The organism is Shewanella sp. 11B5, from assembly GCF_002836795.1.
Taxonomy (GTDB): domain Bacteria; phylum Pseudomonadota; class Gammaproteobacteria; order Enterobacterales; family Shewanellaceae; genus Shewanella; species Shewanella frigidimarina.
The window spans coordinates 1-8,436 of record NZ_PJAP01000358.1 but is presented as its reverse complement, the minus strand read 5'-3'; the positions used below and the strand labels follow the sequence as shown (position 1 = coordinate 8,436).

Annotated in this window: 18 protein-coding genes; all 18 read right to left on the bottom strand. The window is 44.7% G+C overall.

All coding sequences use genetic code 11. The annotated features are described in order from the left end of the window. Positions 1 to 666: DNA-directed RNA polymerase subunit alpha (gene rpoA, locus CXF78_RS07915; protein ID WP_102036455.1), on the bottom strand; the 666-nt coding region annotated here is incomplete at its 3' end. 24 nt (positions 667 to 690) lie between these two features. Continuing rightward, entirely contained in the window at positions 691 to 1,311 is a 621-nt protein-coding gene (gene rpsD, locus CXF78_RS07910) for a 30S ribosomal protein S4 (protein WP_011635662.1), read from the bottom strand. Between the two features lie 32 nt (positions 1,312 to 1,343). After that, positions 1,344 to 1,736: a 30S ribosomal protein S11 gene (rpsK, locus tag CXF78_RS07905; protein ID WP_011635661.1), complete on the bottom strand. Its 393-nt coding sequence runs from the start codon at positions 1,734 to 1,736 to the stop codon at positions 1,344 to 1,346. A gap of 17 nt (positions 1,737 to 1,753) precedes the next feature. Further along, positions 1,754 to 2,110 (bottom strand): 30S ribosomal protein S13, encoded by a 357-nt coding sequence (rpsM, locus tag CXF78_RS07900; RefSeq protein WP_011635660.1) that lies wholly within the window; start codon positions 2,108 to 2,110, stop codon positions 1,754 to 1,756. A 116-nt stretch (positions 2,111 to 2,226) separates the two neighbouring features. Further along, on the bottom strand, positions 2,227 to 2,340 hold the full coding sequence (gene rpmJ / locus CXF78_RS07895; protein WP_011635659.1) for a 50S ribosomal protein L36: 114 nt from the start codon (positions 2,338 to 2,340) through the stop codon (positions 2,227 to 2,229). Between the two features lie 23 nt (positions 2,341 to 2,363). Beyond that, positions 2,364 to 3,704: a preprotein translocase subunit SecY gene (gene secY / locus CXF78_RS07890; RefSeq protein WP_011635658.1), complete on the bottom strand. Its 1,341-nt coding sequence runs from the start codon at positions 3,702 to 3,704 to the stop codon at positions 2,364 to 2,366. Positions 3,705 to 3,711: 7 nt separating this feature from the next. Then, positions 3,712 to 4,146 (bottom strand): 50S ribosomal protein L15, encoded by a 435-nt coding sequence (rplO, locus tag CXF78_RS07885; RefSeq protein ID WP_011635657.1) that lies wholly within the window; start codon positions 4,144 to 4,146, stop codon positions 3,712 to 3,714. Continuing rightward, a complete protein-coding gene (gene rpmD, locus CXF78_RS07880) occupies positions 4,146 to 4,334 on the bottom strand; it encodes a 50S ribosomal protein L30 (protein ID WP_011635656.1) in 189 nt (62 codons plus the stop codon). Before rpmD ends, rplO begins: the two co-directional genes overlap by 1 nt. A 6-nt stretch (positions 4,335 to 4,340) precedes the next feature. Continuing rightward, positions 4,341 to 4,844 (bottom strand): 30S ribosomal protein S5, encoded by a 504-nt coding sequence (gene rpsE / locus CXF78_RS07875; protein ID WP_011494651.1) that lies wholly within the window; start codon positions 4,842 to 4,844, stop codon positions 4,341 to 4,343. 12 nt (positions 4,845 to 4,856) lie between these two features. Next, positions 4,857 to 5,207: a 50S ribosomal protein L18 gene (rplR, locus tag CXF78_RS07870; RefSeq protein WP_011635655.1), complete on the bottom strand. Its 351-nt coding sequence runs from the start codon at positions 5,205 to 5,207 to the stop codon at positions 4,857 to 4,859. A gap of 10 nt (positions 5,208 to 5,217) precedes the next feature. After that, on the bottom strand, positions 5,218 to 5,751 hold the full coding sequence (gene rplF / locus CXF78_RS07865; protein WP_011635654.1) for a 50S ribosomal protein L6: 534 nt from the start codon (positions 5,749 to 5,751) through the stop codon (positions 5,218 to 5,220). Positions 5,752 to 5,761: 10 nt separating this feature from the next. Beyond that, on the bottom strand, positions 5,762 to 6,154 hold the full coding sequence (gene rpsH / locus CXF78_RS07860) for a 30S ribosomal protein S8 (RefSeq protein ID WP_011635653.1): 393 nt from the start codon (positions 6,152 to 6,154) through the stop codon (positions 5,762 to 5,764). A 24-nt stretch (positions 6,155 to 6,178) separates the two neighbouring features. After that, positions 6,179 to 6,484: a 30S ribosomal protein S14 gene (gene rpsN / locus CXF78_RS07855; RefSeq protein WP_011635652.1), complete on the bottom strand. Its 306-nt coding sequence runs from the start codon at positions 6,482 to 6,484 to the stop codon at positions 6,179 to 6,181. A gap of 10 nt (positions 6,485 to 6,494) precedes the next feature. Further along, positions 6,495 to 7,034, bottom strand: a complete 540-nt coding sequence (gene rplE, locus CXF78_RS07850) for a 50S ribosomal protein L5 (RefSeq protein ID WP_011635651.1) — start codon at positions 7,032 to 7,034, stop codon at positions 6,495 to 6,497. A 13-nt stretch (positions 7,035 to 7,047) separates the two neighbouring features. Beyond that, the gene (gene rplX / locus CXF78_RS07845) at positions 7,048 to 7,362 is read right to left on the bottom strand and encodes a 50S ribosomal protein L24 (RefSeq protein ID WP_011635650.1); all 315 of its coding nucleotides are present in this window, start codon (positions 7,360 to 7,362) and stop codon (positions 7,048 to 7,050) included. Positions 7,363 to 7,372: 10 nt separating this feature from the next. Next, positions 7,373 to 7,741: a 50S ribosomal protein L14 gene (rplN, locus tag CXF78_RS07840; protein WP_011635649.1), complete on the bottom strand. Its 369-nt coding sequence runs from the start codon at positions 7,739 to 7,741 to the stop codon at positions 7,373 to 7,375. Positions 7,742 to 7,917: 176 nt separating this feature from the next. Further along, positions 7,918 to 8,166, bottom strand: a complete 249-nt coding sequence (gene rpsQ / locus CXF78_RS07835) for a 30S ribosomal protein S17 (protein ID WP_011635648.1) — start codon at positions 8,164 to 8,166, stop codon at positions 7,918 to 7,920. Continuing rightward, a complete protein-coding gene (gene rpmC, locus CXF78_RS07830; RefSeq protein ID WP_011635647.1) occupies positions 8,166 to 8,357 on the bottom strand; it encodes a 50S ribosomal protein L29 in 192 nt (63 codons plus the stop codon). Before rpmC ends, rpsQ begins: the two co-directional genes overlap by 1 nt. Positions 8,358 to 8,436: the final 79 nt, after the last annotated feature.

Here is an 8,436-nt window from a genome sequence, read left to right as displayed (position 1 = left end):
AATAGTTGCAGAACGACGAATTGCTTCCTCAGGATCGATAGTACCATTTGTGGTCATATCTATCACAAGTTTGTCTAAGTCAGTACGCTGTTCAACACGAGCTGCTTCAACATTATAAGCAATGCGAGCAACAGGTGAAAAAGAAGCATCAACCAGCAAACGACCGATTGGGCGATCATCGTCTTCAGTCTGTGCACGAGCCGAAGCTGGCACATAACCACGACCACGCTCAACGCGGATACGCATGCTGATATCATTGTTACCAGTCAAGTGACAGATAACATGATCAGGATTCACGATGGTAACATCACCATCATGCGTGATATCTGCTGCTGTAACAGGGCCTGTGCCGGACTTGCTTAATGTAAGCAAAGCCTCGTCTTTACCCTCGATGGTCACTGCTAATCCCTTAAGATTAAGCAATATTTCAAGGATATCTTCTTGTACGCCTTCCTTACTGCTGTATTCATGCAGTACGCCGTCAATTTCGACTTCAGTAACTGCACAGCCAGGCATAGACGACAATAGGATGCGACGCAACGCGTTACCTAAGGTATGGCCAAAACCACGTTCTAGTGGCTCTAGTGTAACTTTGGCGCGAGTTGAATTAACCTGCTCAATATCAACGAGACGCGGTTTAAGAAATTCTGTAACAGAACCCTGCATTGTGTCCTCTCTTGTTTGTTAGCTTTACTTAGAGTAAAGCTCGACGATCAGCTGTTCGTTAATATCCGCAGACAAATCGCTACGTTCTGGAACGCGCTTGAAAGCACCTTCCATTTTCGCATTGTCGACTTCTACCCATGTAGGCTTTTCGCGTTGACCAGCCACTTCTAAAGCCGCTTTAATACGAGCTTGAGTACGTGACTTTTCACGGATGCTTACAACATCATTCGCAGACACTTTGAATGACGGAATGTTAACAACACGACCGTTAACCATAACAGATTTATGGCTTACTAGCTGACGTGATTCTGCACGAGTAGAACCGAAACCCATACGATAAACGACGTTATCTAGGCGGACTTCTAAAAGTTGCAACAGGTTTTCACCAGTATTGCCTTTTAGACGTGCAGCTTCTTTGTAGTAATTACGGAATTGCTTTTCTAGCACACCGTAAATACGACGAACTTTTTGTTTCTCGCGTAACTGAATACCATACTCAGACAAACGTGGCTTACGTGCGCCATGTTGTCCAGGTGCAGTTTCTAGCTTACACTTCGAATCGATTGCTCTCACACCGCTTTTTAGGAAAAGGTCTGTACCTTCTCTGCGGCTGAGCTTGAGCTTGGGACCCAAGTATCTTGCCATGATCTTTCTCCAACTATCCTATATACGCAGTGTTATACACGACGCTTTTTAGGTGGACGACAGCCATTATGAGGGATAGGCGTCACATCGGTAATGTTGGTAATTTTATAACCAACAGCGTTCAGCGCACGAATGGCTGATTCACGACCTGGACCAGGACCCTTCACGAAAACTTCAAGGTTTTTAACACCGTAGTCTTGAGCAGCAATACCTGCACGCTCAGCAGCAACCTGCGCAGCGAATGGCGTTGATTTACGTGAACCACGGAAACCAGAACCACCTGAGGTAGCCCATGACAACGCATTACCTTGACGATCCGTAATGGTGACAATTGTGTTGTTGAAAGACGCATGGATATGAGCCATGCCATCTGCAACCTGTTTACGTACGCGCTTACGCGGAGAACGTGACGGAACTTTAGCCATTTTGGTTTACCTTCCCGTTACTTTCTGATTGGCTTACGTGGACCTTTACGCGTACGCGCATTGGTCTTAGTACGTTGCCCACGAAGGGGCAGGCTACGACGATGGCGGAGACCACGATAACAACCAAGATCCATAAGACGCTTGATGTTCATTGAAATCTCACGACGCAAGTCACCTTCTACAGTGTATTTGGCGACTTCTTCGCGTAGGATATCTATTTGAGCTTCGCTCAATTCCTTGATCTTAGCATCTTCAGCAATTGAAGTAGATGCGCAGATTGCTCTAGCGCGTGTACGTCCAATACCAAAAATAGCAGTCAACGCAATGACTGTATGCTTTTGATCAGGAATGTTAATGCCAGCGATACGGGCCACTATGCACTCCTTAAAGTTAAAGGCTATCTGCGAAAAGCCCGAAAGGATACTCGACAGACAACAAATTTGCAAACAATATTTTGGTCAGCCCATTATTGAGCTGACCAAACTTCTTTCTAGCCTTGACGCTGTTTGTGTTTAGGTTCAATACAAATAACACGAACAACACCACTACGCTTGACGATCTTGCAATTACGGCAGATCTTCTTAACGGAAGCTCGAACTTTCATTTCATCACTCCGTAAAACAAATCTTATTTACCAAAACGATCTAAATTCGCTTTGTTAACAAGATTGGCTTTCTTCATCACAGACTCATACTGATGTGACATCATATGGGTCTGAACCTGAGCCATGAAGTCCATGATTACGACTACTATAATAAGTAGTGAAGTACCGCCAAAATAGAACTGTACTTTCCACGCAATTAACATGAACTCCGGAATTAAGCAGATAAAGGTAATGTACAACGCACCCGCTAAGGTTAAACGTGTCATAACTTTATCAATGTAACGCGAAGTCTGTTCTCCGGGACGGATCCCAGGAATGAATGCACCACTCTTTTTCAAGTTATCAGCTGTCTCACGAGGGTTAAATACCAACGCAGTATAGAAGAAACAGAAAAAGATGATTGCTGTCGCATACAATAATGAGTACAGCGGTTGTCCTGGAGACACAGCTAAAGCGAAATCGCTTAACCATGACATGGACTCATTTGAACCAAACCACTGAGCCAGTGTGCCTGGAAACAAAATAATGCTGGAAGCAAAAATTGGTGGAATCACACCTGCCATATTTATTTTTAATGGTAAATGTGTGCTTTGCGCTGCAAAAACCTTTCGGCCTTGTTGGCGTTTAGCGTAGTTAACGACAATACGACGTTGACCACGTTCCACAAATACCACTAAATAAGTTACAGCAAATACAATCACTGCGAGCAACAGTAGTACTAATACATTCATGTCACCTTGACGCGCCTGCTCGGCTGTTGAGCCGATGGCCGATGGTAGACCAGCAACAATACCTGCGAAAATTAAAATCGAGATACCATTACCAATACCACGTTCGGTAATTTGCTCACCTAGCCACATAAGGAACATAGTTCCTGTTACTAAGCTCACAACTGCAACAAAGTAGAAACCAAATCCGGGATTGGCCACAAGACCAGGCATCAGATTTGGTAAACCCGTTGCAATACCGACAGATTGCAATGTACCCAACACAAGTGTGCCATATCGAGTATATTGACTAATTTTCTTACGTCCTGATTCGCCTTCCTTTTTCAATTCAGCGAGTGCAGGATGCACAACAGTCAATAACTGCATTATGATAGATGCCGAAATATACGGCATAATACCCAATGCGAAGATAGAAGCACGCTCTAAAGCACCACCCGAGAACATGTTAAACATGCCAAGGATGGTATCTTTTTGCTGAGCAAATAGCTCTGCCAATACAGCTGCGTCAATACCAGGAATTGGCACGAACGAACCGGCTCTAAAGACGATAATCGCACCAATCACGAACAGAAGACGAGTTTTCAGTTCAGATAAACCGCCTTTCGCGCTTTTTAAATCAAGTCCTGGTTTTGCCATCGACGTATTATTCCTCGATCTTGCCACCGGCAGCTTCAATAGCTGCACGAGCACCTTTGGTTACCTTGAGACCTTTTACAGTCACTGGGCGGTCAATGGTACCTGAAAGAACGATTTTCGCAAACTGGATGTTGCGAGTAATAACGTTCGCATCTTTCAGTGCATTCAAATCGACAACATCACCGTTAACTTTTGCTAGTTCGAGTAAACGAACTTCAGCTGTTACCAAAGCGCGACGCGAAGTAAAGCCAAACTTAGGTAAACGAATCTTAAGTGGCATTTGACCACCTTCGAAACCGACGCGAACACCGCCGCCTGAACGAGACTTCTGACCTTTATGGCCACGTCCCGCTGTTTTACCTAAACCTGAACCGATACCACGGCCTACACGCTTAGGAGCAGATTTAGAACCTGCTGCTGGAGATAGAGTATTTAGACGCATTATCCTAATTCCTCCACCGAAACCATGTAGTACACCTTGTTAATCATACCGCGAACTGAAGGTGTATCTTCAACTTCAACAGTGTGATTAATGCGGCGTAGGCCTAAACCGGTTAAGGTTGCACGGTGTTTTGGTAAACGACCAATGCTGCTTTTAGTCTGTGTGACTTTTAAAGTTTTAGTAGCCATGGTGCATTACCCCCGAATCTCATCAACATTCAGGCCACGTTTTGCTGCGATTTGAGCTGGTGACTTCATGTGCACCAACGCATCGACAGTTGCGCGAACGATGTTGATCGGGTTAGTAGAACCGTATGCTTTTGACAGAACGTTATGAACGCCTGCTACTTCCAATACGGCACGCATTGCGCCACCGGCAATAATACCGGTACCCTGTGATGCTGGTTGCATATAAACTTTAGAACCAGTATGACGACCCTTAACTGGGTGATGCAAAGTACCTGCATTCAACTCCACTGTCACCATATTACGACGGGCTTTTTCCATTGCTTTTTGAATAGCAGCTGGAACTTCACGCGCTTTACCATAGCCATAGCCAATCTTACCGTTACCGTCACCCACTACTGTTAGTGCTGTGAAGCTAAAGATACGACCGCCCTTAACTACTTTAGAAACACGATTAACTGCAATTAATTTCTCTTGCAGATCGTCTTTTTGCTGAGCTTCTAATTTAGCCATTTTTATAACCCCTTAGAACTTCAGGCCAGCTTCACGAGCGGCATCTGCTAGTGCAGCTACACGACCATGATACTTGAAACCAGAACGGTCGAACGCAACTGTTGCTACGCCCTTCTCGATCGCACGCTCAGCAACAATTTTACCTACTGCTTTAGCCGCATCAACGTTACCGGTACTCTTTAGTAGCTCTTTAACCGCTTTTTCCACGGTTGAAGCAACTGCCAACACCTGAGCTTCAGGATTGATCACCTGAGCATAAATGTGACGCGGTGTACGATGTACAACCAGACGATTCACGCCCAGCTCTTGGATCTTCTTACGTGCACGTAACGCGCGACGTAAGCGAGATGTTTTCTTATCCATATCGCGTTACCTACTTCTTCTTAGCCTCTTTACGGCGTACTATTTCGTCATCATAACGAACACCTTTGCCTTTGTAAGGCTCTGGTGGACGATATCCGCGAATTTCAGCAGCAACCTGACCAACAACTTGTTTATCAACGCCCGAAAGCACGATTTCAGTTTGGCTAGGACACTCTGCAGTAACGCCTGCGGGCAGTTTGTGTACTAATGGATGTGAGAAACCCAACGTTAAATCTAAGTCACTACCAGCAATCTTTGCACGGTAACCTACACCAACTAATTTAAGTTTTTTCACAAAACCTTGAGATACACCAACAACCATGTTGTTTACTAGTGCACGTGCAGTACCAGCCTGTGCCCAAGCGTTAGAAACGCCATCGACAGGAAGAAACTTTACTTGTGCATCTTCGATAACAACATTTACCGCATTGTTGATTACTCGAGTCAGACTTCCTTTACTGCCTTTAACAGTTAAGGTCTGTTCGTTTAAAGTCACCTCTACGCCAGCAGGAACAGTGACTGGTGCTTTTGCAACACGAGACATTTCTAGCTCCTTACGCTACGTAGCAGATAACCTCGCCACCCGTGCCATTTTGGCGGGCGGCGCGATCAGTCATCAAGCCTTGAGAAGTGGACACAATTGCGATACCCAGACCGCCCATCACCTTTGGTAGCTCGTCTTTACCTTTGTAAATACGAAGACCAGGGCGACTTACACGCTGGATAGTCTCAACGACTGGTTTGCCTTGAAAATACTTTAACGTAATTTCTAATTCAGGCTTAGCTTCATCTGCTACGGCGTATTCAGTAATGAAACCTTCATCTTTAAGTAATTTCGCAATTGCTACTTTTAACTTAGCTGAAGGCATCTTAACAGATACGTGGTTAGCAGCTTGGCCGTTACGAATACGGGTTAACATATCCGCAATAGGATCTTGCATGCTCATATTAGCTTACTCCGTGACAAGTGCTTACCAGCTGGCCTTACGCAGACCAGGAACTTCACCACGCATGGTTGCTTCACGTAATTTAATACGGCTTAAGCCGAATTTACGTAGAAAACCATGTGGGCGACCAGTTTGATTACAGCGGTTGCGTTGACGCGCAGCGCTAGAATCACGTGGTAGAGCTTGTAACTTAAGTACGGCATCCCAGCGATCTTCTTCAGAAGTTGCAGGGCTGCTGATTATAGCCTTAAGTGCTAAACGCTTTTCAGCATATTTAGCTACGAGCTGCGCACGTTTTGCTTCACGTGCTTTCATAGATGTTTTTGCCATTATGCTACCCTTATTTCTTGAATGGGAAGTTAAAAGCGTCTAACAAAGCACGACCTTCTTCATCATTCTTCGCAGTAGTAGTGATAACAATATCCATACCACGAATTTTATCGATTTTATCATAATCGATTTCTGGGAAGATGATCTGCTCACGCACGCCCATTGCGTAATTACCACGGCCGTCAAACGCTTTAGCGCTTAAGCCTCGGAAATCACGAATACGTGGTATTGCAATGTCAACTAAACGCTCTAAAAATTCCCACATACGCTCACCGCGTAGGGTCACTTTACAGCCAATAGGGTAGCCTTCACGGATTTTAAAACCAGCAACTGATTTACGAGCAACAGTTACAATTGGTTTCTGGCCAGCGATTGCAGTCATGTCACGGAGCGCATGCTCCATAACTTTCTTATCTGCAACAGCTTCGCCCACACCCATGTTTAGGGTGATTTTTTCAATCCGAGGGACTTGCATGACACTGCTGTAGCCGAACTTTTTAGCTAGTTCAGCAACTACAGTCTCTTGATATTTATCATGCAGTTTCGCCATCGTTTACTCCAAATTACTTAACGAGTTCGCTGTTCGATTTAAAGAAACGGACTTTTTTGCCGTCTTCAAATCGGAAACCAACACGATCTGCCTTGCCTGTGGCTTGGTTAAAGATCGCAACGTTTGATGCTTGCATCGGTGCTTCTTTCTCGATAACGCCGCCAGCAACACCCAATTGAGGGTTAGGTTTCTGGTGCTTTTTAACAAGATTAAAGCCTTCAACAATTAACTTACCAGTAGGTAGAACTTGAGAAACCTTACCGCGGCTACCCTTGTCTTTACCTGCTAATATAATTACTTCGTCTTCACGACGGATTTTAGCTGCCATTTGAAGCTCCTTACAGTACTTCTGGTGCCAGCGAGACAATTTTCATGAATTTATCATTACGCAATTCACGTGTCACTGGGCCAAAGATACGAGTACCAATCGGTGCAAGGTTTGCGTTAAGCAATACCGCTGCATTCCGATCGAAGCGAATGACAGAACCGTCTGGACGACGTACGCCTTTCTTAGTACGGACTACCACCGCGTTATATACATCACCTTTCTTCGCTTTAGCGCGAGGAATCGCTTCCTTAACAGAAACTTTGATAATGTCGCCGATACCGGCATAACGACGATGAGAGCCACCCAAGACCTTAATACACTGAACTCTGCGTGCGCCGCTGTTACATGCGACGTCTAGAGTCGATTGCATTTGGATCATTTCAAGTGCTCCGCTATCGTTACTACACAATCCCACTATGGGAGTATATTTGAACCAAATTCAAGTAATAATTTACTCAAAATTGGCGCGCAAGTATAACACACATTTTTGGAATGCATAGCAAAAAAAACAAACGGCCCCAAATACTGGGGCCGTTTACGTTAACCTAATCGAAATTAGGCTTTTGTTACTACTTCAGCTAGTGTCCAAGACTTAGTCTTAGATAGAGGACGACACTGGCTAATAGCCACGAAATCCCCTTCATTACACTGATTAGTTTCGTCATGTGCATGGATCTTAGTTGTACGCTTAATGTACTTCCCATAAATAGGATGTTTCACTTGGCGCTCAATAGCAACAGTAATAGACTTGTCCATTTTGTTGCTAATTACTTTACCTTGCAAAGTACGGGCTTTATCAGACATTACACACCTGCCTTAGAAGTAATAATGGTCTTAACACGTGCAATGTTACGACGCACTAGTTTCAACTGATTCGTTTGAGTCAACTGACCAGTAGCGTGTTGCATACGCAGGTTAAACTGCTCACGCAGCAGACCAAGTAATTCAGCGTTAAGTTCTTCAACGCTCTTTTCTCTTAGTTCGCTCGCTTTCATTACATCACCGTCTTAGTTACGAAGGTAGTCTTCAGAGGAAGTTTGGCAGAAGCCAAAGCGAAGGCTTCACGAGCCAACG

Coding starts and splice junctions, on each gene's coding strand:
- rpsD (WP_011635662.1), bottom strand. CDS start 1,311: ATGGCAAGATACTTGGGTCCCAAGCTCAAGCTCAGCCGCAGAGAAGGT.
- rpsK (WP_011635661.1), bottom strand. CDS start 1,736: ATGGCTAAAGTTCCGTCACGTTCTCCGCGTAAGCGCGTACGTAAACAG.
- rpmJ (WP_011635659.1), bottom strand. CDS start 2,340: ATGAAAGTTCGAGCTTCCGTTAAGAAGATCTGCCGTAATTGCAAGATC.
- secY (WP_011635658.1), bottom strand. CDS start 3,704: ATGGCAAAACCAGGACTTGATTTAAAAAGCGCGAAAGGCGGTTTATCT.
- rplO (WP_011635657.1), bottom strand. CDS start 4,146: ATGCGTCTAAATACTCTATCTCCAGCAGCAGGTTCTAAATCTGCTCCT.
- rpmD (WP_011635656.1), bottom strand. CDS start 4,334: ATGGCTACTAAAACTTTAAAAGTCACACAGACTAAAAGCAGCATTGGT.
- rpsE (WP_011494651.1), bottom strand. CDS start 4,844: ATGGCTAAATTAGAAGCTCAGCAAAAAGACGATCTGCAAGAGAAATTA.
- rplR (WP_011635655.1), bottom strand. CDS start 5,207: ATGGATAAGAAAACATCTCGCTTACGTCGCGCGTTACGTGCACGTAAG.
- rplF (WP_011635654.1), bottom strand. CDS start 5,751: ATGTCTCGTGTTGCAAAAGCACCAGTCACTGTTCCTGCTGGCGTAGAG.
- rpsH (WP_011635653.1), bottom strand. CDS start 6,154: ATGAGCATGCAAGATCCTATTGCGGATATGTTAACCCGTATTCGTAAC.
- rpsN (WP_011635652.1), bottom strand. CDS start 6,484: ATGGCAAAAACATCTATGAAAGCACGTGAAGCAAAACGTGCGCAGCTC.
- rplE (WP_011635651.1), bottom strand. CDS start 7,034: ATGGCGAAACTGCATGATAAATATCAAGAGACTGTAGTTGCTGAACTA.
- rplX (WP_011635650.1), bottom strand. CDS start 7,362: ATGGCAGCTAAAATCCGTCGTGAAGACGAAGTAATTATATTAGCAGGT.
- rplN (WP_011635649.1), bottom strand. CDS start 7,741: ATGATCCAAATGCAATCGACTCTAGACGTCGCATGTAACAGCGGCGCA.
- rpsQ (WP_011635648.1), bottom strand. CDS start 8,166: ATGTCTGATAAAGCCCGTACTTTGCAAGGTAAAGTAATTAGCAACAAA.
- rpmC (WP_011635647.1), bottom strand. CDS start 8,357: ATGAAAGCGAGCGAACTAAGAGAAAAGAGCGTTGAAGAACTTAACGCT.